Origin of the sequence: Hyphobacterium marinum (genome assembly GCF_036330325.1) — a bacterium.
Lineage (GTDB): Bacteria > Pseudomonadota > Alphaproteobacteria > Caulobacterales > Maricaulaceae > Hyphobacterium > Hyphobacterium marinum.
The window spans coordinates 1-20,034 of the sequence record NZ_JAZDRO010000007.1 but is presented as its reverse complement, the minus strand read 5'-3'; the positions used below and the strand labels follow the sequence as shown (position 1 = coordinate 20,034).

Annotated in this window: 17 protein-coding genes and 2 tRNA genes; 7 read left to right on the top strand and 12 right to left on the bottom strand. The window is 62.9% G+C overall.

The genetic code is table 11. The features are described from left to right. Window positions 1-24: 24 nt before the first annotated feature. Together V0U35_RS13100 and V0U35_RS13095 are read left to right on the top strand one after the other, a co-directional pair. Window positions 25-1,275: a hypothetical protein gene (locus V0U35_RS13100; protein ID WP_330197184.1), complete on the top strand. Its 1,251-nt coding sequence runs from the start codon at window positions 25-27 to the stop codon at window positions 1,273-1,275. A gap of 80 nt (window positions 1,276-1,355) precedes the next feature. Then, window positions 1,356-2,144 (top strand): exodeoxyribonuclease III, encoded by a 789-nt coding sequence (locus V0U35_RS13095; RefSeq protein WP_330197183.1) that lies wholly within the window; start codon window positions 1,356-1,358, stop codon window positions 2,142-2,144. A 131-nt stretch (window positions 2,145-2,275) separates the two neighbouring features. Here V0U35_RS13095 and V0U35_RS13090 read toward each other — a convergent pair whose 3' ends face one another. The 6 genes from V0U35_RS13090 to V0U35_RS13065 all read right to left on the bottom strand — a co-directional run bounded on the left by V0U35_RS13090 (window position 2,276) and on the right by V0U35_RS13065 (window position 10,452). Then, on the bottom strand, window positions 2,276-3,256 hold the full coding sequence (locus tag V0U35_RS13090; protein ID WP_330197182.1) for a DUF3137 domain-containing protein: 981 nt from the start codon (window positions 3,254-3,256) through the stop codon (window positions 2,276-2,278). 51 nt (window positions 3,257-3,307) lie between these two features. After that, window positions 3,308-4,435, bottom strand: a complete 1,128-nt coding sequence (locus tag V0U35_RS13085) for a hypothetical protein (RefSeq protein ID WP_330197181.1) — start codon at window positions 4,433-4,435, stop codon at window positions 3,308-3,310. Between the two features lie 114 nt (window positions 4,436-4,549). Continuing rightward, the gene (locus V0U35_RS13080) at window positions 4,550-7,444 is read right to left on the bottom strand and encodes a valine--tRNA ligase (protein ID WP_330197180.1); all 2,895 of its coding nucleotides are present in this window, start codon (window positions 7,442-7,444) and stop codon (window positions 4,550-4,552) included. A gap of 72 nt (window positions 7,445-7,516) precedes the next feature. Next, window positions 7,517-8,143, bottom strand: a complete 627-nt coding sequence (locus tag V0U35_RS13075; protein ID WP_330197179.1) for a DUF2497 domain-containing protein — start codon at window positions 8,141-8,143, stop codon at window positions 7,517-7,519. Window positions 8,144-8,243: 100 nt separating this feature from the next. Further along, window positions 8,244-9,590, bottom strand: coding sequence for a TolC family outer membrane protein (locus V0U35_RS13070; protein WP_330197178.1), 1,347 nt, complete (start codon window positions 9,588-9,590; stop codon window positions 8,244-8,246). 208 nt (window positions 9,591-9,798) lie between these two features. Continuing rightward, window positions 9,799-10,452 carry a protein-L-isoaspartate O-methyltransferase family protein gene (locus V0U35_RS13065; RefSeq protein ID WP_330197177.1) on the bottom strand — a complete coding sequence of 218 codons (654 nt, stop codon included), beginning with the start codon at window positions 10,450-10,452 and terminating at the stop codon, window positions 9,799-9,801. Between the two features lie 144 nt (window positions 10,453-10,596). Between V0U35_RS13065 and V0U35_RS13060 the strand changes: the two genes are divergently transcribed. Continuing rightward, window positions 10,597-10,670, top strand: a tRNA-Cys gene (locus V0U35_RS13060). Between the two features lie 32 nt (window positions 10,671-10,702). Here the strand turns inward: V0U35_RS13060 and V0U35_RS13055 are convergent. Beyond that, window positions 10,703-11,053: an Mpo1-like protein gene (locus V0U35_RS13055; RefSeq protein WP_330197176.1), complete on the bottom strand. Its 351-nt coding sequence runs from the start codon at window positions 11,051-11,053 to the stop codon at window positions 10,703-10,705. A gap of 270 nt (window positions 11,054-11,323) precedes the next feature. On the opposite strand from V0U35_RS13055, the gene V0U35_RS13050 reads away from it, so the two are divergent. Further along, window positions 11,324-11,399, top strand: a tRNA-Asn gene (locus V0U35_RS13050). Window positions 11,400-11,432: 33 nt separating this feature from the next. Here the strand turns inward: V0U35_RS13050 and V0U35_RS13045 are convergent. Then, window positions 11,433-11,822, bottom strand: a complete 390-nt coding sequence (locus tag V0U35_RS13045) for a hypothetical protein (protein WP_330197175.1) — start codon at window positions 11,820-11,822, stop codon at window positions 11,433-11,435. Continuing rightward, window positions 11,819-12,316 (bottom strand): cupin domain-containing protein, encoded by a 498-nt coding sequence (locus tag V0U35_RS13040; RefSeq protein ID WP_330197174.1) that lies wholly within the window; start codon window positions 12,314-12,316, stop codon window positions 11,819-11,821. The genes V0U35_RS13045 and V0U35_RS13040 overlap by 4 nt, the downstream gene beginning before the upstream one ends. Before the next feature lie 280 nt (window positions 12,317-12,596). Here V0U35_RS13040 and V0U35_RS13035 point away from each other — a divergent pair, with 280 nt between their 5' ends. Then, window positions 12,597-14,474 (top strand): vWA domain-containing protein, encoded by a 1,878-nt coding sequence (locus tag V0U35_RS13035; RefSeq protein ID WP_330197173.1) that lies wholly within the window; start codon window positions 12,597-12,599, stop codon window positions 14,472-14,474. A 156-nt stretch (window positions 14,475-14,630) separates the two neighbouring features. Here the strand turns inward: V0U35_RS13035 and V0U35_RS13030 are convergent, their stop codons facing one another. Both V0U35_RS13030 and V0U35_RS13025 read right to left on the bottom strand, forming a co-directional pair. Then, on the bottom strand, window positions 14,631-16,496 hold the full coding sequence (locus V0U35_RS13030) for an ABCB family ABC transporter ATP-binding protein/permease (RefSeq protein WP_330197172.1): 1,866 nt from the start codon (window positions 16,494-16,496) through the stop codon (window positions 14,631-14,633). Between the two features lie 40 nt (window positions 16,497-16,536). Next, window positions 16,537-17,538 carry a LysM peptidoglycan-binding domain-containing protein gene (locus tag V0U35_RS13025; RefSeq protein WP_330197171.1) on the bottom strand — a complete coding sequence of 334 codons (1,002 nt, stop codon included), beginning with the start codon at window positions 17,536-17,538 and terminating at the stop codon, window positions 16,537-16,539. Window positions 17,539-17,656: 118 nt separating this feature from the next. Here V0U35_RS13025 and V0U35_RS13020 point away from each other — a divergent pair, with 118 nt between their 5' ends. Beyond that, window positions 17,657-18,226, top strand: coding sequence for an LOG family protein (locus V0U35_RS13020; RefSeq protein WP_330197170.1), 570 nt, complete (start codon window positions 17,657-17,659; stop codon window positions 18,224-18,226). Beyond that, window positions 18,223-19,197, top strand: a complete 975-nt coding sequence (locus tag V0U35_RS13015) for a hypothetical protein (protein WP_330197169.1) — start codon at window positions 18,223-18,225, stop codon at window positions 19,195-19,197. Before V0U35_RS13020 ends, V0U35_RS13015 begins: the two co-directional genes overlap by 4 nt. Here the strand turns inward: V0U35_RS13015 and V0U35_RS13010 are convergent. Continuing rightward, window positions 19,194-19,901, bottom strand: a complete 708-nt coding sequence (locus V0U35_RS13010; RefSeq protein WP_330197168.1) for an N-acetylmuramoyl-L-alanine amidase — start codon at window positions 19,899-19,901, stop codon at window positions 19,194-19,196. The two genes, V0U35_RS13015 and V0U35_RS13010, sit on opposite strands and share 4 nt — an antisense overlap. Window positions 19,902-20,034 lie beyond the last annotated feature (133 nt).

Below are 20,034 nucleotides of genomic sequence, written 5' to 3'. Positions count from 1 at the left end.
GGGGCAGGTTGAAAGGGTGCAACCATGCCATTCGCGATCATCAATCAGCTCAAAGGCGTCCTCGCCGGGCGGCACGATATCGATATCGGCCAGCTTCAGCTGATCAATCTCGACCTGGTTAAAACCGGTGCCGGCGAACGCTGGGACAAGCTTCGCCACAAGGTTTTCGACGCATCCACTCATTTCATCGAAAAGCGGATCGATCCCGATGATGTCCTGATCCGGTGCGAGGATGGCTTCATGCTGCTCTTTGCCGATGACGACCCCGCAGCATCGGAACGCAAGACAAAAGAAATTTCCGACGCGCTCAACCTGTTCTTCCTGGGCGACGAGATTCTCAAGAAACTCCAGATCAAGTCGCTCTCCCGGCGGCTTGATCTCGACAATCTTGCCACCCTGCTCCAGGCCGAAGGTGTTGCCAACAGTGAGGCGACCCGCCAGGCCGCCGGCCCGGCTACCCCGCAAAAGCCAGCCCGGCCCAAGGCGATGAAACTGCAACGGATCGATTTCCGCAGTGACAGTGAAGCGGTGTTCGTTCCGGTCTGGGATTCCCGCAAACAGGCTGTCACAACCCAGTTCTGCACGCTGAAAACCCACGAGCACGCCACCGGAGATCTCCTCTATGGCCGGGCAGCGCTACACGGTCACGACGAGCCGCGCGACCACGCCGCGTTCGACCTTGCCGTCTGCGATGCCGCATCCCGCGCCATGCGCGACGCCGCGGATGCCGGTCGCCGCATTGCCATTTGCGTGCAGGTTCATCTCAAGACGCTGAGTACGCGCGATACACGCCAACGCTACTTCGCCGCCTTGGGCGAGGTTCCGCCGCCCCTGCGGGATTTCACCTTTGTCCGTGTGGACGGCATCGAGACCGGAACGCCGCAATGCGCCATCCAGGATGCCTTTCAATCCTTGCGCCCGCATGCCGGTTATCTGCTGGCCAAATTGCCCTTCGGCCACACCGACCTGACCGCCTTCGAAGGCCTGGGCATTGCCCTGTTTGGCTGGGATAGCCCGCCAGCGGCGCGTGATTTCCGCTTCGACGCCCGTCAAACGGCCGCGTTGGGGCAGTTTTCCAAACAGGCTGTCCGCATGGGGGCGTCGGCCTATCTCAGCCGGCCTCCCTCCTGGCCCGCCATCAGCCAGGCGCTGGACGCCGGTGTCCGCTTCCTGGTCGGGCCGAGGATTGCGCCGGCGACCAAACGCCCCCTCATCCCCTTCCGGCTGGAAACATCGGACATTCGCCGCCGCAGTGATGCCCTCGTTCTGACCTGAGTGCGGTCTGCGCGGTTGGCAGGTCGGGCAAACGGCGCGATACCTTGGCTGGTATTCGTCACCGCCGAGCGAGCGCGCCCATGTCCTTCACTATCGCCACCTGGAACGTCAATTCGGTCAAGGCGCGCCTGGCCAATGTCACCGACTGGCTGCGCGAGGCGTCGCCGGACATTGTCTGCCTGCAGGAAATCAAGTGCATCGACGAGAACTTCCCGCGCGAGGACATTGAAAGCCTGGGCTACAATGTCGAGACCCACGGTCAGAAATCCTACAACGGCGTTGCCCTGCTCTCGAAATTTCCCATCGAGGAAACCGTGCGCGGCCTGCCCGGCGATGCAGAGGACGATCAGGCCCGCTATATCGAATGCGTGGTCTCCGCTCCGGACGCGCCGGTGCGGGTCGCCTCGATCTACCTGCCCAACGGCAACCCCGCACCGGGTCCGAAATACGATTACAAGCTCGCCTGGATGGAGCGCCTGCGAACCCATGCGACAGAGCTCCTGACCTATGAAGAACGCCTCGTAATGGCCGGCGACTACAACGTCATTCCGCGCGATGCCGACGTTCACGATCCGGCCGCCTGGGAAGGCGATGCGCTGACCCTGCCGCAATCAAGAGAGGCCTTTCGGTCGCTCTTGTGGCTCGGCTTTACCAGCGCCTTTGAACAGCTCGACGGGCGCGCGCACCAGTACACATTCTGGGACTATCAGGCCGGGGCCTGGCAGAAGGATCACGGCATCCGCATCGACCATTTGCTTTGCTCGCCGCAGGCCGCTGACATTCTCAAATCCATCGAGATTCACAAGGCCACGCGCGGCAAACCAAAAGCCTCCGACCACGTGCCTGTGGTGGGGACGTTTGAGGGGTAGTCTCCCCTCACCCTCCCCAGCCTTCGCTATCGCTTCAGGCCGGGTCCCCTCCCTTTCCCTAGAAGGAGAGGGAAGGCGGCGTTAGCCGTCAGGGTGAGGGGGAGAGACGAAAACGTCGGTGAATAGCTCCTCTACTCCGCGACCGCCGACGCCTCGCCGACTTCGGCAGGTTTGACCAGCCGGTCGACAATGCCGGTGACAGTGTCGATCTCGTCGATCAGGTTGCGCACCCGGCCATCATCGTCCAGCGGTTTGAACATCGTGCCGGGTTCAAACAGATTTCCGGTCTCGATCGCGATCAGCAACTCGCCGCCACCATGGCGTTCGTCGAAGGCGGCGCGGACCTTCTTGCCCTTCATCGCGGTCTCCAGTGACAGAAGCCGCTCCATGAAGGAGGGCGTCAGGAGGTAGCGGCTCATCACCTGGTCGGTCGAATAGACCTCGAAAATTTTCTCGAATGTCGGATCAACGAGGCGCACGCGCTCCATCTTCTTGCCGCCATGGCGTTTCTGCCCGAGCGCCGCGAGCCCGTTGAACCAGCCCGCATCGCGGGTGACAACAGTGACGCCCTCGACCGTGCGCGGAAACTCGATCCGGATCAGCGCGCCCTGGAAGACTGTGACATAGGTGGTGTTCTTGCCCGACTTGCGGCGCTGGACCAGCTTGGCCTCGTAGAGTTCGAACGGCGCACCGTGCAGCTCGCCCCAGAAATGGTCTTCGAAACTGCGCCGGTTGTGGGACGGCAGAAGGCCATGCTCGCAGAACACGTCAAAACGCGCCGGTGCGGCCGGCTTGATTGCGTACTGGATGCCCAGCGCTTCGGCGAGCCGGTTGAGGAGACCGAGCTTCACTTCCTTGCGCAGCCCGTTGAGCTTGGCCGAACCGATGCCGCCACCGATAGCCGTCAGCAGGATCAGCGCGAAAATACCGAAATTCCACGCCCCGATACTGGTCAGCCAGATGGCCGCAACCACGCCAATACCAAATCCGATTGCCGTGCCGAGAACGAGCTGTTTGATAGCGGCTTTCCGCGTCTCCTCCCGTTCGGCGAGGAAGGGCGAGAGTTCCTCGCGCCAGATGGTTTCCATTTCGGGGGAGAGGGAATCAGTCATGCCCGAAGGCTAGCCGGTCTCATCCGGCCCGCAATTGTAATCGCTGCATTGTCAGTTGCAGGATGATATCGCATCGCTCAGCGACGCGCCGGATGCAACCCTGCTTTCATAACAGGCAATACGATCGCCAGCGTTCCGGCTTCCCCTGCAAAGATCGCGGACCTCCTGCCATCTCCACTGGCCGCCACCAGCGCGTTCCACACCCTGATGCATCACGCGATCAAAACAGGCCGCGGGCTGATCACTGCTTTCCGCGCCTTCGCAAAGCGCATTCACATTCGCGTCTGCCCATTGCGTATTGCCTGACTGGTTCCAGGCAATACGCCCCTGAACCGCATCATGGCAGGTGCGGTCACCACTTGCCCCTGCCGACTGGGTCAGCAGCGGTGCCGTGACTTGTGTCCGGGCTACCTGGCCGACGCGACTTGAAAGGGTCGCGTTGTCGGGCAGCCGCTCGGCGAGAGCGGGATTAATCGTCGCCGGTGTCGAAGCCCCACTGCCGGAACTGCCCGCGCCCGGTTCACCGTCGTATTCGCCATCGCGAATAAACTGGCGCTCTACCGTGATAACCCCGGCGGAGGGATCAAATCGCCCTTCCGAACAAAGCTCGGCTTCGGCAATGTCGCCACCGGTAAAGACCTGATAGCGCTCGCGGGCATCAATCGAGAACGGGTTCTCAAAAAATCCTGCGCACAATCCGTCTTCCAGTCCTGCTTCACCAGCAACATCCGGCTCGGTGTCGTAATGAACCACGGCCTTGCAACTGTAGTTCTCGGCCTCGGCGACCCGGATGCGTCCGCCCTGGAAATCATGGATCGGTACTTCAATGACACCGCTCCACGAATAACCGCCGCCTTCACCCTCTGTCATACAGCGCCGCGTCGCTTCTTCGCTGGTTGGGTCAGAAACGCACCGCCCAAAATCCGGCGACCAGAGCCGCCACCGCACCAGATTGGAAATCATATGCGAGTTCGACCAGTCTTCGAGATCGAGCGGCTCGGTTCGTGTCCCATCCTGTATTGCACAGCGCACATTCACGCTGGACAGATAACGAATATCGGTAACTTCCACCGGCACCCGGAATGTCACGGTTTCCACGCTTTGCGCAGCAGCCGATGCTCCTGTTGGCAAAACCAGAAGCGAACCCACACAAAAGATTGGTAATACGACCCGGCGCATGAACGACCTCGTCATTGGTTCCGCACAGGTCCCAAACGATAGCACTCGCCCTACACGCGAACAAGTACCGCGCAGGATTCACCCTTGCCAGTTCTTGGGGTTATGGGGATTCCCCTACCCCAAACGGGCCAGCGCTTCGGAGAGCTTGTCCTTTTGCGCGGCATAGTCGGCGCGCTTGGCGCGCTCGCCCTCGACGACCTCGGCCGGTGCATTGGCGACGAAGCGCTCATTGCCGAGCTTCTTGTCGAGCCGGGCAATCTCGCCCTCGACCTTGGCGATTTCCTTCGCGAGCCTGTCCTTCTCCGCGCCGGTGTCGATGACGCCTTCGAGCGGCAGGGCGATGGTCGCCTCGCCGATCACAGTCTGGAGTGAGCCGTCCGGGATCGTATCGCCGAGCGTCACGGCATCGAGACGCGCCAGGCGTTTGAGGAGATCGCCATTGCGGTCGAGCCGCGCCTTCGTCTCGGCCGACGCCCCGACGATGACGGCGTTCAGCTTCGCACCCGCCGGAATGTTGGACTCCGAGCGCAGGCGGCGGATGTCGGTGGTGAGATCGACGAGCCAGTTCATTTCCGCCTGCGCGCCCGCATCGACCAGACCGTCGAGACGCGGCCAGTCGGCGACGATCAGCTGTGTGTCGCGTCCGCCCTCGCCCGCCGTTTGCGACCAGAGTTCCTCGGTCACGAAGGGCATGAAGGGATGCAGCAGCTTCATCGCGATGTCGAGCACATAGGCCGTCGTCGCACGCGTTTCGGCCTTGGCCGCCTCGTCCTTACCGGAGAGGAGCGGCTTGGCGAATTCGAGATGCCAGTCGCAGAACACGTTCCAGACGAAGCGATAAGCCGCGCCTGCCGCCTCGTTGAAGCGGTAGGTGTCGAGTCCGGCCGAGACGGCCTTGGCCGCGGCTTCCGCCTCGCTCAAAATCCAGCGATTGACGGTCGCCTTGACGGTTTTCGGATCGAAATCCGGATGCGGGCGGCAGTCATTCATCTGACAGAAGCGCGCGGCATTCCACAGCTTGGTGCCGAAATTCCGGTAGCCCTCGACGCGGTCCTTCGACATGCGGATGTCGCGGCCCTGCGCGGCGAGCGCGGCAAGCGTGAATCGCACCGCGTCGGCCCCGTACTCGTCGATCAGTTCGAGCGGGTCGATGACGTTGCCCTTGGATTTCGACATCTTCGCGCCGTGCTCGTCGCGCACGAGGGCGTGGATGTAGATGTCCGGGAACGGCACTTCCTCCATGAAATGAAGGCCCTGCATCATCATCCGGGCGACCCAGAAGAAGATGATGTCGAACGCGGTGACCAGAACGCTCGTCGGGTAGAAGCGTTTCAGCTCCTCGGTCTCTTCCGGCCAGCCGAGCGTGGAAAACGGCCACAGCGCGGAGGAGAACCAGGTGTCGAGGACGTCTTCGTCCTGCCAGAGTGCAATTTCCAGAGTGTCGTCGGACATCGCCGCTTGCCTGTCGGCGACCAGGTCAAAACTGCCATCGTAGATGTGTTCACCTGACGACTTGATGACATTCGGAATCCCGTCAGTCTTCTCGTAATGCCGAAACGCAACTTTCCTTGCTTCTTCAAAGGTTTGTGCGACGAATGGGATCGGTTCGTTATAGTCCAGCTCGATTAGGTGGTGATCGCCTCGATTTTCCAGCAAGACTATACTTGGACCATACCACGCAGGAATCCGGTGCCCCCACCAGAGCTGGCGGGAAATGCACCAGGGCTGGATGTTGCGCATCCATTCAAAATAGGTCTTTTCCCAGCTTTTGGGGTGGAAGGTGGTGCGCCCGTCCTCGACGGCAGCGAGCGCGTCCCTGGCCAGCACATCGGCCTTAACGAACCACTGGTCGGTCATGTAGGGCTCGACCACGACGCCGGAGCGGTCGCCAAAGGGCTGCATCACCTTCTTGTCATCGATGCCGTCGAGCAGGCCCAGGTCGTCCATCATCGCGACGATTGTCTTGCGCGCCTCGAACCGGTCCATCCCGCGCAATTCCGGCGGGATGCGGTCCAGCCCGCCCATGCCATCGTCTTCGGTCAGCAGGCTCGCCTGACGGTCGAACAGGTTGACGCGCGGCAGGTTGTGGCGCTCGCCGACCATGAAGTCGTTGAAGTCGTGCGCCGGGGTGATCTTCACCGCGCCTGACCCCGTTTCCGGGTCGGCATGCTCGTCAGCGATGATCGGGATTTCGACGTCGGCGATGGGCAGGCGCACGCTCTTGCCAACGAAGCCGGCATAGCGCGCATCATCCGGATGCACCGCCACGGCGGTATCGCCCAGCATGGTTTCGGGCCGCGTCGTCGCGACAACAATATAGTCGCGCTCCTCCCACTCGGTCGGATTGCCGTCCTCATCATGGGCGATGGGGAAGCGATAGGTCGAGCCGTCGGCCAACGGATAGCGGAAGCGCCAGTAATGACCGTCGATCTCGCGGTTTTCCACTTCGAGATCCGAGATAGCCGTCTGGAAATGCGGGTCCCAGTTCACCAGCCGCTTGTCGCGGTAGATGAGGCCCTGCTGATGGAGTTCCACGAACACCTTGATGACGGCCTTGGAGAGGCCCTCGTCCATGGTGAAGCGTTCCCGGCTCCAGTCGCAGGAGGCCCCGAGGCGGCGCAGCTGATTGAGGATCGTCCCGCCGGATTTTTCCTTCCACTCCCAGACGCGTTCGACGAAAGCGTCGCGGCCCATGTCGCGGCGCGAGATATTGCCTTCAGCGGCCAGCTGGCGTTCGACCACCATCTGGGTCGCGATGCCGGCATGGTCGGTCCCCGGCTGCCACAGCACGGCCTTGCCCTGCATGCGGTGATAGCGGATCAGCACATCCTGGAGCGTGTTGTTCAGCGCGTGGCCGATATGCAGGCTGCCGGTGACGTTGGGCGGCGGAATGACGATGGAATAGGTTTCCGCATCCGGGTCATCCTTCGGCTTGAAGTGACCGGAATCCTCCCAGGCCGCGTAGAGGCGCGGCTCGGCATCTTTCGGGGTGAATGTCTTGTCCAGCATAATAGCGCATAGGTAACGGGCGCTGGCGGTTCCGCCAACGCCCGTCTTTCATCTTCTGACAGTTGTTGGCGATCAGCGGCGCCGGGCGACGCGCTCGATTTCGGCTTCGACCTTTTCCTCGACAATGCGCGGCAGGTTGGCGTCGAGCCATTCCTTCAGCATCGGGCGCATCAGCTCGCGCACGATCGCTTCGAGCGTCTGACCGTCCGTCCCGGCAATGCGCAGATTGTTGCTGAGCGCACCAAAGGCCCCGGCTGCTGCGCTCGCGGCAGTCTGGTCGAGCAGCGAATCCTCGTCATCCTCGACGACAATTTCCTCGCGCACCGGCTCGCGGCGCGGCGGCGGGGCTTCGGCAACCGGTTCGGGTTCTGGCTCGGGCTCGGGCTCGGGCTCCGGTTCCTCGGCGACCGGTTCCGGCTCGGGCTCGGGTTCCGGCTCGGGTGCGGCGGCCTCTTCCTCGCGGTCGACAATCATCAGATCGTCCTCGATCGCGAGCGGATCGGTGCCGATACCGTCTTCTTCGACCTTCTCGGTCAGTTCGAGGACATCGCTTTCGGCCTCGGGCTCGGGAGCGGGTTCCGGCTCGGGTTCGGCGGCGGCCTCGCTGGCTTCCGGCTCTTCGTCCTCGTTGATGATCCGTTTGATGGAGGCGAGAATCTCCTCCATCGTCGGTTCGTTGTCGGTTGCTTCCTGAGCCATGAGCGCGCGCGTCCTTCCGAGTGGTCGCTTCCCCTGATACGCGAATAAACCGGCGCAAGTCTCGCCTGTCCAGTGTGCGATTCGCTTATTCTCTAAAATGCTAGTTCCAGGGCGTTAAGTCGATATTACCCCACTCGGGCTGGCGCAGGTCGGCATCATAGATTTCGACATCGAGAGCGAGTGTCTCGGCCGTCAGCAGACCCATGGACTGGAGCAGCACCAGACCGGCGACATAGGCGTCGCGTTCCGCGGTCACGAGCGTCAGGCGCGAATCGAGCAATTCCTGCTCGGCATTGAGCACGTCCAGCGTCGTGCGAAGCCCGACGAAGGCTTCCTGCTGCACGCCATCCAGCGCAATCTCGTTGGCGCGAACGGCCTGCGAACTCGACTCGATAACCGACTGGGCCGCGATATGGTTGTTGAAGGCATTGGTGGTGTTTTCTTCCACCTGACGGCGAGCAGCCGACACCTGCAGGCGCGCCTGGTCAGCGATGTGGTTCGCCGCCCGCAAACGCGACCGGTTCAGACCGCCGGTGAAGATCGGGATCGAGACCTGCGCCCCGATGGAATAGCTGTCCGACTGATCACCCGAAAAGGACGAATCGCGCCGCGTTCCGGCACTGCCGGAAAGTGACACGTCCGGGAGCAGTGCTCCGCGCGCGACCTGGATCCCGGCCCGTGCAGCTTCTTCGGAAAAGGCGGCTCCGCGCAGGACCGGGCTGTAGTCCGCAGCAATGTCGACGGCCTCCTGCAGCGAGTCCGGCAGGGTTGGTAGCGGCGGAGCTTCGGCAAGTGTGCCCGGGGCCTGGCCGACAATGCGGGTATAGGCCGCCCGGCTGGATGCCAGCTGGGCCAGAGCCGCAGCGAATTGCGCGCGCGCCGCAGACTGGCGGGCTTCGGCCTGGGCCACGTCCGTACGGGTGATCTCGCCAACTTCGAACCGGTCCTCAGCGGCCTGCAACTGGGCACCGAGGACTTCCACGTTATTGCGGCGGATTTCGGCGATCTCGGTATCGCGCTGGACATTCAGAAAGGCAGTCGCTGCATCGAGAAGGACCGACTGTTCAACAGCACGGAGGTTTTCCTCGGCGGCCAGGAAGTTCGCTTCGGCCTGGTCAATGGCACCGGTGATCCGCCCGCCGCGCCAGATCGCCTGGCTGGCGTTGATGGAATAATTCTTCGGCGTCACCGTGTTGGCCTGGTTGAAGAAACCGCCAGAGCTTTCCGTCCGGGACCGGGAAATGCCGGCACTCGCCGAAACGGACGGCAGATAACCGGCACGCGCCTGGGCGACACCTTCTGCGACCGCACGAACCCGCGCCCGCTCGGCCTGTAGCGTTGGATTGGAGGTGTAGGTCAGCGCCAGCGAATCTTCGAGCGTCTGCGACCATGACGCGCCCGCTGCCGTGACTGCCAGCGCCAGAGCGCAACCGAGAGTTTTGATCATGCCATCCACCTGTCCGTAATCTCGCGACGCATCCTATAGCAATTTTCTGTCTCCACTATGGGGGAGACTTTACGGCACCGTAAGCTAAAACCGAAAAAGTGAACAGCGTTCACTTTCGCGCCGAATTGGTCAGTTTTCCGGTTGCCGGCCTCATGTCCCATACGGGCGGGTGCCCGCAATTCCGTCGCGTCGGACTGCGCAAGCCGTCCTAGAATACGAAGCCCGGCTCGCGAACGAATTCCGGAAGCCTGTGCGGCGTCGCGTCGAACACGACCCGCTCACCGACACTCGCGCCAGATCGTGTGAAGATGGTCGCCTTGCCGACCGGCCCCTTGCGCACGACCACCGCGAGGCGGCCACCATCGGCCAGCTGGTCAAACCAGGCCCGCGCCGGCTCGTCGACCGCACCATTGACGAAGATCACGTCAAACGGACCCTGATCCGGCGCGCCCACTTTCAGATCGCCCTTGATGACCACGGCGTTGTCCGAACCGGTCGCAGCCAGATTGCGCTCGGCGCGCTCGAGCAGGCTCTCGTCCGATTCGACACCAACGACGGTTTCTGCAACCCGGCTGAGAACAGCCGAGGAATATCCCCGCCCGATCGCCAGATCGAGGACGATATCCGTCGAGCGGATCGCAGCGGCCTGGGCCAGCTTGGCGAAATCGCGCGGGCGCATCATCCACCGCCCCGTCCCGACCTCGACTTCCGTGTCGGCATAGGCCTGCGGCGCTTTGGCCTTGGGCATGAACCGTTCGCGCGGAACAGCCAGAAGCGCGGATTGCAGCCGACGGTCGGTCACGTCGGCGGTGCGGATCTGGCCATCGACCATGATGCGGCGTTCGCTGTCGAATTCACTCACGGGGATTATCCTTCCGGCCAGCCTGCTTTCGTGCCGCTTATATCGCGCGAGTTTCGCGCGCGGCAAGCATGGGTGACGGTCAAATGCGCGCACGCATTGCCGAGCCGCCAAGGCTTCGCTAGATATCGCCTTCCCGCATCGGATGGTCCCGTGGCGGAGTGGTTACGCAGAGGACTGCAAATCCTTGCACCCCGGTTCGATTCCGGGCGGGACCTCCACCTTCCAGACAGTCAGACTGGCCTCTAACGCCTTACTGCGCCGGTTTCTGGCGGCCGGTCGCAACACCGGCCGCGTCGAGCTCAGGATCAAGCCGCCCGGTAAGAAACAGGCCGAACATCCTGTAGTCGCTGATCAGAGACCAGAGCGGATAGGTGAAGGTCGCCGGCTTGTTGCGCTCGACGAAGGCATGACTGACCCAGGCGAAGAAATAGCCCGACACCGGGACGGCGAGCAGAAGCCACCAGTTGCGCGTGACCAGTGCCGTGATCAGGACACCGATCGCTAGCGCGGACCCGACATAGTGCCAGGCCCGTGTCGAGGGCTTGGCGTGTTCCCGCAGGTAATGCGGCCAGAACGCGGAAAACGTCGTGTATTCGCGCATGTTTCGAAGCCCCTTTTGCTAACCTTCCGTCAAGGCTGGTGAATCCTTTTAGCGAGTCCGCCCATGCCATTAACGCAATATTTACCCTTAACGCGCAGTTTACAGATGTCTTCCTCGTGGAGACACCCCACCATCCACCCAATGCCTTTTCGGGGGCCCTTTTCAAGGGCTCCCGATTTTTCTTTGGGCTGATGTGCAATGTGTCGCAGCCCGGCGCTTGCCTGTTCGGAGAAACGTCTGATACAAGCCCTCCTCGCTTCGACGCGATGTTCCTCGGTAGCTCAGTTGGTAGAGCAGGTGACTGTTAATCACCGGGTCGGCGGTTCGAGCCCGTCCCGAGGAGCCATCCCCTTCCCCGCAGACCTGTAAACACGATCGCCTAGGCGACAGACCACACCACGACTGCGCCTGCAATCAGGGCGGCCGGGGCCAGCAACCGGACCCAGAGCGGCTTTAGCCGGTTGGCCCACCAGAGGGCATAGCCATGATGCCAGCGGCGCGGAATCGCCAGCAGCAAGACAGACGTGATCACGACAAAACTGCCGGCGACGCGGAAGCCGTCCGGCCAGCGCGACAGATCAGCCGCGAGCCAGATGGCGAGCCCGGCAACCAGCCGCAAACCGAGTTCGGTCACATTGATGATGGGCGTACTACCCATACGCGCCAGGCCGGACCGGGCTGTGTGGGGCGCGGACGCCATCAGCACGCCGACAGCCGCAATCCAGAGACCGAAAGCGATAACGACCCAGCGGGCAATCTCGGCAATCATCCGATGTCCTCGCCCTCCCAGTAGTCCATCGTTTCCGACTTCCGGTAGCCTTCGCCCAGGCGCCGGACACTGACCCGTCCGCTGTCGGGATAGACGCAGACCTCGTCCGGGTCATTCTCGCCGATGATGAGATAGCGGCAGGTCTTTTCGCTCTCGTTGATGATGGCATGGCCGACCTGCTGCCCCGCGGGGAAGCAGACAAAGTCCCCCGCCTTCATCCGGTACCGTTTCGATCCGAGCCGAAGCGTCAGCTCTCCGGACAGGATGAAGAGGTGCTCTTCCTCCCGCAGGTGATAATGAAATGGCGCGCCCTGTTTGCCGGGTTCGATTTCCTCGAGCGCCACACCGACCTTGCTACCCCCGCCAAAGCTCGACAAATGCTTGTAGCGCAGTCCGAATTTCGATCCCTTCGAAAACTCTGTCCAGGGCACGTCACTGCAGGCGAAGGGCTCGAACGCGCCCTCCTCGTTCCGGCTGGTTTTCGGTTCGTCCATCGCTGCGTCCCTGTCCTGAATCACGGGCCAACCTAGCTGTGATGGAGAAGATACACGAGACGCGGTGAAACCCCGGCCAAGCCGTTTTTGCGGCGCAGAGCCGGGGCCTCCTTATTCATTTCGAGGTCCCGGTTCGGCTGCGCCGTCCGGGATTTCAGAATCTGTGCCTTCCACTCGGTTATGGGGGAGGAAGGCGGGTATTCTTTCCCGGCCCCTTTCTACTTCCCGCCAGAAGCCCGCCGCGTTAACCTTTCGGTAAGCTCACATACGGGGACGGACAATGCGGTTCATTGCACTTATCATCACGCTCGGCCTGGCGCCTCTGGCGTCAGCACAGGACTACACACTCGATGCACCATCCCAGGCGCATATCCGCCAGGCCATCGAGGTGAACTGGACCGCACCGCAGGACACAGGCGGAATGCTGGAAATCCGTCCGACCGAGGAAGGCGCGCGGCGTGCCGCCTACGCTTATGTCCGCAACAATCCGGAACGGATCGAGGTGCCAGAAGCCCCCGGCGACTACGTGCTGGTCTATGTCTTTGAGGGTGCTGTTCACGCGTCGCGACCGCTAACGGTCATCATGGCCGAAGCGACCGTGTCGGGCCCCGATTCGGTCGGCGCAGGCGAAACCTTCGAGGTCAGCTGGACGGGTCCGGCCAGCCGCAGCGATTCGATCACCTGGGCGGAACGCAACGGTGCCTATATCCGCGGTACGTCCTACGGTTACGTGCAGGACAATACTGAAGGCTCGCGCAGCCTGCGCGCACCAGCTGATGCGGGCGAGTACGACCTGATCTACCGTTCGGGCGAAACCATTCTCGCCCGCCATCCGATTTCTGTCGGGACCATTTCCGCTTCCGTCGAGGCACCCGCGCAGATCCATGCCGGAGGGCGCATTCCCGTGACCTTCGACGGACCGGACAACAATGGTGACCTGATCACTTTTGCAGACCGCGATGGTGACGTCCGCCGGGGGATCGGCAGCTACACCTATGTCACGAACGCCACGGACAATGCTGTCACACTTCGGGTGGGCGAGACGCTTGGCGATTTCGATGTCGTCTATGTCTCGAACAACCGGGTCATTGGGCGTTCGCCCATCACCATCGTCGAAGCCAGCGTCGACATCGACGGTCCGGGCGAGGCTTGGGCGCGGTCGCCTTTCACAGTCGCGTGGGAGGGGGCCGGCAATGCCGGCGACATGATTTTCATCGCTGACGTGGACGGGAATGAATACGACTACAGCTATGTCGATCCGAACGAGCCGGCCGTCGAATTGGTCGCGCCCGAAGTCCTGGGCGGCTACGACCTAGTTTACCGCACGCGCGGCGGGCAGGAGATGGACCGCGAAGCCCTGACAGTCATTCCGGCACCCAACCCGCCGGGCGAACTCATCGTCACACAAGGCCGCGCTGCGCTGGGTGAAGGGGATGCGGTCGAGATCATTCTCGATGCATCTGGGTCCATGCTGCAACGTATCGGTGGAGACCGCCGGATCGAGATCGCCAAGGCGACCCTGACCGAACTCGTCACCGACACCATTCCGGAAGGCACCGGCTTTGCGCTGCGCGTCTTCGGGCACCGCGAAGCCGATTCCTGCCGGACCGACCTGGAGATTCCGCTCGGTCCGCTCGACGCGGGCGCGGTGACGTCAACGATAGCCGGTGTCAATGCGATGAACCTTGCCCGCACACCCATTGGAGCGTCGATCGGCCATGTCCGCAGCGATCTCGCCGATGTTCCGGGCCAGCGCGTCCTCGTGGTTCTGACCGATGGCGAGGAGACCTGCGATGGTGATGCGGAGGTCCAGATCCAGGCCCTGCGCGAACTCGGCTGGGATATCCGCGTCAATATCGTTGGCTTTGCCATTGATGATGCTGACCTTGCCCGCACGTTTGAAAGCTGGGCGGCGGCAGGTGGCGGCGAGTATTTCAGTGCCGCCGATGCGGACGGACTTGCCGAGGCCATGACCCGTGCGGTTGCCACCCGTTTTGAGGTGGTCGATGAGGACGGTGAGACCGTCGCGTCGGGCCTCACAGGTGGTGACCCGGTCGTGCTCGCTCCGGGCGACTACCGCGTCGTAACAGCCGGCGGCGAGGTCGCCGCGACCATCATTTCCGAAGAAGTCACCACGGTCGGCTTCTTCGAGGATTGATGTGGGGGTAGGAGACGCGCGCCACGATACCCGTTGGTTATTCAGTGTGTCATCCCGGCCAAGCCGCGTCAGCGGCGCTGAGCCGGGACCTCGAACGTCAGGCTCCTGGTTTCAGGTCCCGGACCGCTACGCATCCGGGATGGCAACATTGGAATGCTAGCTCTCTGCTCTGGTGTTGAGAGGACGCCGGTCCTGCGGCATTCGCGATGCAGACACCTCCCCCGCCTCGGCCTGGCGTTTCCACATCGTGGCATAGAGACCGCCGCGCGCGATGAGTTCGTCATGCGTGCCGGTCTCGGCGATATGCCCGTCCTCGAGGACGAGAATGGTATCGGCACCGGCAATCGTGGACAGGCGGTGCGCGACCGCGACGGTCGTGCGCCCCTTCGCGGCTTCCTTCAGCGCAGCCTGAACCTCGCGTTCGGTCTCGGAGTCGAGCGCGGACGTTGCTTCGTCGAGCACCAGGATTTTCGGATCTTTCAGGATCGCGCGGGCGACACCGACGCGCTGTTTCTCGCCGCCGGAGAGTTTCAGGCCACGTTCTCCGACCTGCGTATCGAGACCGTTCGGCAGCTTGCGGATGAAGTCGCCCAGCCGCGCCCGGTCAGCGGCCTCCATGACTGCCGCGTCGTCCGCGTGTGGCGCGCTGTAGAGGATGTTGGCGCGCAGCGTGTCATTGAAGAGGACCACGTCCTGGGGCACCAGGCCCAGATTGGCGCGCAGACTGTCCTGCCGGACATGGCGCAGATCCTGCCCGTCGATTTCGATACGCCCGCCTGACGGATCATAGAAGCGGAAGAGCAGTTTCAGCAGGGTCGATTTGCCGGCGCCCGACGGGCCGCACACGCCGACGAAACTGCCAGCCGGGATATCAAAACTGACTCCGTCAACCGAGCGCTCTCGGCCTTCATGGGCAAAGCGCACGTCCTCGAACCGGATCGCGCCGTGCGGGATAGCGGCATCCATCGCATCTGCGGCGTCGGCGACGTCAGGTTTCAGGGCAAGGGTCTGGAACACGCGTTCAAGATCGACCGTCGCCTGCTTGATCTCGCGATAGGCCCAGCCGAGAATATTCAGCGGCTGATAGATATTCATCAGGATCAGCGTCACTGCCGCCACATCACCCGCTTGCAGAGTCCCGTTCCAGGCTTTGAGACCCGCGACGAGCGCCATCGCCAACAAGCCGGCATTCATCACGAGCGCCTGCAGCCCGTTGAGGAGCGCCAGCGAGGATTGCGAGCGCGCCGCCGCATCGGCATAGCGCCGCAGCGCGCCGTCATAGCGGTCGGTTTCGCGCGCTTCGGCGGCGAAGGCTTTCACCGTCTCGAAATTGATCAGCGCATCAACCGCGCGGGCATTGGCCTCGTTGTCGGCTTCGTTCATCACCCGGCGCAGCTTCACCCGCCATTCGGTGACCGAGAACGTCGCCAGTGCATACGCCGCGACCGTGACCACCGCGATGACGGGGAATTCCCAGCCATAGGCGACGCCCATCACGCCCGCGGCGAGTAACAGTTCGAACACGGTCGGCCCGATATTGAAAACCAGAAAGCGCAACAGGAAGTCGACCGCCCGCGCGCCGCGATCGATGATCCGGTTGAGCGCGCCGGTGCGCTTGGTCTGGTGGAAATTCAGCGACAGGCGCTGGACATGGCCGAAGGCGCGGACCGCGATCAGGCGCTGCACGTCCTGGCTGACTGGTGCGAACATGGCGTCGCGCAATTGCGGGGCACCGACACTCATGAAACGCGCGCCGGCATAGATCAGGAAGGCGGCGATGAAGCTCCACACCGCGACGTCTGCCGTGCGTTCGGTAATGGCATTCACGCCCTCACCGAAGAAGACCGGTGCGGCAACGGCGAATCCCTTGGCCGCAATGGTCAGGACCAGCGCCAGCACCATGCGCGGCCGCCATTTGCGCATGTCGGGGGATGCAAGCAGCGCGATCAGCCGCCCGAAAGCAGAGGCGAGCCCCACCGATGGCGGGGTGTCGGTGTTCGGATCGGCAGGGGTGTCGCTCATCCGCCCTCACATAGGGTGGGCTGACGCGACACGCCAGTGCCTAGCCGTCGTCAGTCAAGTCCTCGGCCGGATAGTCATCACCCTGCGAGGGCGTGGTGAAGACCTGGCCGGGATAAATCATGTCGGGGTCGCGGATCTGGTCGCGATTGGCCTGATAGATCACCGTGTATTGCACGCCCGATCCGTAGAGGCGGCGCGCAATCCGCCACAGGCTGTTGCCCGGTTGAACCACCACGCTGTCCGGCCCGAGATTGACTGCGCCCGGTGCCGCCCGCTCGAAGGGCAAGGCGATGACAGCCAGGACCCGCCCGTCCGGGCCGAGCATGTCGATTTGCAGGTCGTAAAGCCCCGGTGCCAGCGTATCGCCCGCCCGCACGGTCCAGCGCCCGTCCGAACCGACCGTCGTTTCGCCGATCGTCGAGCCATTGGCAATCACGCGAACGCGCATGTCGGGGTCTGCCCGACCCGAAAAAATCACGCCGCCGGCCTCGTCATAATCGACGGTTTCCAGCGCCAGTGGTCCCATCTCGATACCGTCGACTGGCCCCTGCAGCACGCGGCTCGCCTCGCCGGGACGGCCAAGCACCACCAGCGGCGTCTCATCCCGGCTTTCAGGGATGGAGACAATGACAACCTGTTCGGAGCGAACCTCGCGACCGTCCGGCATCGTCATCAGCAGGCCGAGTTCCAGAGAGCCGGCCGGAAGCGGCTCATCGAGAATGATTACCCACTCGCCGCGATCATCGACGTCCGCGCGTGCAATTTCCTCATTGTCACCCAGGACAGCCACGACGGCTCCGGGTGCGCCACGGCCCGCAATGACCGCGGTGCCGCGCGGATCGACCCGGACAATGTCAAAACTGGGCGGGGCAGTGGTCGTGACCGCGTCATCAATGAGAGGCCCGGGCGCATTTTGCGCCGTGCTTGCCGGGTCCACGGCCGCATCGTCACCACCGGTTCTCGTGGTGATGTAGATGATTGCGGCAATGATGGCCGCAGCGGCAAGAATGCCGGCAATGATAAGGGACCGCATGGCGGTCATGGGGGACCTCCCGATCTGGCGCAACGCAGACTGCGCAAAAAGCCGCTCGCAAAACTCGCGCCGCGCCGATTCACGCAATAACCTGACACTCACGTCAACATGAGAAGGCATCCAGGACATGGCGAAACTTTGGTCAATCGGCGTCTTTTGCGGTTCGGCGAAGGGGGCAAGCCAGACCTATGCCGACGGGGCCAAGGCCGCGGGTGAAGCCATCGCCCGCGCCGGTGCCCGCCTTGTCTATGGCGGCGGGGATGTCGGCCTGATGGGGATCGCCGCCCAATCCGCGCTCGATCTCGACGGGCCCGTCCTCGGCGTGATTCCGGAATTCATGATCAAGCACGAAGGCCTTCTTGAAAAAGCCGAGACCCGTATCGTCACCACGATGTCGACGCGGAAAAACATCCTGATCAACGAATCGGATGCGTTTCTGATTCTGCCCGGAGGCGTCGGCACGCTGGAGGAAATCTTCGACGTGCTCTCGCGCAACCGGCTCGGTCTGCAGAAAAAACCCGTGGCGTTCCTGAATGTCGGCGGTTTCTGGGATCCGGTTTTCAGCCTGCTTCAGCGCACCGAACAGGAGGGCTTCACCCCGCCCGGCTTCTCCGGAGAGGTCCTGATTGAGACCGATGCAAGCACGGCGGTCCGGCACCTGATGAGCGAGTTGGGCGATTCGGGAGACGCGGCATGAAGGCGACAATCGCAGGCGCAGCACTGGCCGCAGGCCTCACAGCGGTGGCCGCCGAAGCGGACTCACCCCTGACCGACGCATTCGCGCCCTATCTGGGATCCTGCTGGTCGGCCCCGCTCAATGAGCTACCGGAACCGGAAACCTATTGTTTCGACGAGCTGGAGACCGGGTCTGTGCGCATCCTCCATTCGGTCGCGGGCCCGCACGGCATGCATTATGGCGAAGAAATCCTGCACTGGAACGCCGCCGAGGAGCGCATCATCTCGCGCTATCTCAACAACACGGGCGGTGTGGTGGACAGCGACGGGGCCATTATCGACGGTGCGCCGGTTCTCTACAGCTACAATGACTGGGACGGCGGGCTGCAGCTTCGCATCCACTGGGGCGCGGTCAGCGGGGATGAGGCCGTCTTCGTGCGCGAGCAGTTTCTTGGCGAGGACTATGGTGGCTGGAACACTGAAGAACCGCGCTCGTTCACACGCGCCGGACCGGTATCGGACTTTGATCCGGGAGCAGGCGGCGACTATCCGCGCGGCAGTACGATTGAAGCCTTTGGCCCCTTGATCGGCCAGTGCTGGACTGCCGTCTTCGAGGGCAGTGAATCCCTCGATATCCATTGCTTTTCTACGGTTTTCGGCGTGCACGTCCGCGACCGGCACATTGTCCCCGGTCCGACCGACTATACCGGCGAGACGCTCTTCCACACCGACGCGAGCGGACAGCTTCACTTTCGCTATTTCAATTCCATCAACGGCGTGTCGGACGGTACCGGAGAGGCGGCCGAGGACGGCATCGTCTTTGGCGACGAAACCTATACCGGCAATGACGGTGTCACCCGGCGCTTCCGCGGCCGCTACTCGAATATCACCGAAGACGGCTATGAGAGCGTGACCGAGGAGCTGACCGAGAATGGCTGGGAAGTCGTCTCACGACAGAGCTTCCGGCTTGAGCCGGACAACCCGTTTGACTAGCCGGGTGTTGGCACCGCGTGGTGGGCGATCACTGCGTCCGCAAAGGCGTTGACGACGGCAATCTGGCTGTCATCCAGCGGCGGTGATACCGCCTCCCCCGAATTGCTCAGAAACGGAAACTCGACGAAGAGCGCGGGCGTATTCGCGTCCATCAACACGTCGAACAGCGCGCCCCGTCCCTCGTCCACGACCAGCGGCAGATCAGCGGGCAGGCTGGCGCGCAGTGTGCCGATGAAAGCCTCTTCGCGGCCCAGCCGGTCGGCCAGCGCCGCGCCCGCTTCGGCCTCGTTCGCGGCAAACCCCAGCGCAATTGTCCGCGCCAGGACCTGACGCCGGGCGAGATCTGACGCCCGGTAGATGATCAGCCCGCGCGCAGACGCCCGTTCACTCGCGACATCGGCGTGGATCGACAGCATCAGATCGGCACCGGCGGCATTGGCGATGGCCAGGCGCGTCTCGTCACTCGGCCCGCCCTCGCCCGATCGCGTCATGCGGACATCAAGACCGCCGCTAGCGGTTAGCCGTTCCTCGATACGCTGCGCGATCCGCAGCACCAGCTCGGCTTCGGGGTGCCCGGTCCAGGAATAATACCCGTCATCCTCGCCGCCATGCCCGGCATCGACGACTATGACCGGGTTTTGCGCATGCGCGGCCGCGCTGAAGACCAGTCCGGCGAAAATCGAGATCAAGATCTGAAGACGCATGGCGCGCTCCCGGAAGCGATGGCTCCCGGGAAAACTAGCGCGCGGACGTGAACAGAATGCTGATGCGCTTGCCGCCTAGTCAGGAGCGTGCGCACTTCCTCTCCCCCTTGGGGGAGAGGATCGAGGTGAGGGG

What these genes read in the sequence shown, in the direction of transcription:
- V0U35_RS13030 (WP_330197172.1), bottom strand. Translation starts at nt 16,496, where the DNA reads ATGAGCGACACCCCTGCCGATCCGAACACCGACACCCCGCCATCGGTG.
- V0U35_RS13015 (WP_330197169.1), top strand. Translation starts at nt 18,223, where the DNA reads ATGAAGGCGACAATCGCAGGCGCAGCACTGGCCGCAGGCCTCACAGCG.
- V0U35_RS13070 (WP_330197178.1), bottom strand. Translation starts at nt 9,590, where the DNA reads ATGATCAAAACTCTCGGTTGCGCTCTGGCGCTGGCAGTCACGGCAGCG.
- V0U35_RS13095 (WP_330197183.1), top strand. Translation starts at nt 1,356, where the DNA reads ATGTCCTTCACTATCGCCACCTGGAACGTCAATTCGGTCAAGGCGCGC.
- V0U35_RS13055 (WP_330197176.1), bottom strand. Translation starts at nt 11,053, where the DNA reads ATGCGCGAATACACGACGTTTTCCGCGTTCTGGCCGCATTACCTGCGG.
- V0U35_RS13045 (WP_330197175.1), bottom strand. Translation starts at nt 11,822, where the DNA reads ATGATTGCCGAGATTGCCCGCTGGGTCGTTATCGCTTTCGGTCTCTGG.
- V0U35_RS13085 (WP_330197181.1), bottom strand. Translation starts at nt 4,435, where the DNA reads ATGCGCCGGGTCGTATTACCAATCTTTTGTGTGGGTTCGCTTCTGGTT.
- V0U35_RS13040 (WP_330197174.1), bottom strand. Translation starts at nt 12,316, where the DNA reads ATGGACGAACCGAAAACCAGCCGGAACGAGGAGGGCGCGTTCGAGCCC.
- V0U35_RS13020 (WP_330197170.1), top strand. Translation starts at nt 17,657, where the DNA reads ATGGCGAAACTTTGGTCAATCGGCGTCTTTTGCGGTTCGGCGAAGGGG.
- V0U35_RS13080 (WP_330197180.1), bottom strand. Translation starts at nt 7,444, where the DNA reads ATGCTGGACAAGACATTCACCCCGAAAGATGCCGAGCCGCGCCTCTAC.
- V0U35_RS13100 (WP_330197184.1), top strand. Translation starts at nt 25, where the DNA reads ATGCCATTCGCGATCATCAATCAGCTCAAAGGCGTCCTCGCCGGGCGG.
- V0U35_RS13090 (WP_330197182.1), bottom strand. Translation starts at nt 3,256, where the DNA reads ATGACTGATTCCCTCTCCCCCGAAATGGAAACCATCTGGCGCGAGGAA.
- V0U35_RS13010 (WP_330197168.1), bottom strand. Translation starts at nt 19,901, where the DNA reads ATGCGTCTTCAGATCTTGATCTCGATTTTCGCCGGACTGGTCTTCAGC.
- V0U35_RS13075 (WP_330197179.1), bottom strand. Translation starts at nt 8,143, where the DNA reads ATGGCTCAGGAAGCAACCGACAACGAACCGACGATGGAGGAGATTCTC.
- V0U35_RS13035 (WP_330197173.1), top strand. Translation starts at nt 12,597, where the DNA reads ATGCGGTTCATTGCACTTATCATCACGCTCGGCCTGGCGCCTCTGGCG.
- V0U35_RS13025 (WP_330197171.1), bottom strand. Translation starts at nt 17,538, where the DNA reads ATGACCGCCATGCGGTCCCTTATCATTGCCGGCATTCTTGCCGCTGCG.